The sequence below is a fragment of the Aeromonas sp. 25-AL00135 genome (assembly GCF_054052385.1).
On sequence record NZ_JBSTYQ010000058.1, the window covers coordinates 1 to 250 of the forward strand.

General features: G+C 59.6%; 1 protein-coding gene. It reads left to right on the forward strand.

The window, feature by feature from the left end; translation table 11 throughout:
* Positions 1–250 (forward strand): hypothetical protein (locus ACW5XC_RS20465; RefSeq protein ID WP_456516120.1); only part of this gene is annotated, 250 nt, incomplete at both ends.

A 250-nucleotide genomic window follows, 5' to 3' on the forward strand; every position in this document is an offset into this window, starting at 1 on the left:
CGGACTGGAGCGGGGTGGTGAATGGCAATGTGGCGGGGACCACGGACGAGGGTGGGGCGGCCAATCAGGATTTCACCGTGACCGTCACTGCCGGCCATGACATTGACTTCAACGCTAAGGCACTGAGCGTGGTGACCAGCGAGACCGATGCACAGTTGGAGGTGTTGCTGACCAACACCGTGAGTATCAGTGATGGCGATGGTTCAGAGACCTGGACCAGCCTGGTGTACACCTTCGACAACTTGCCGGA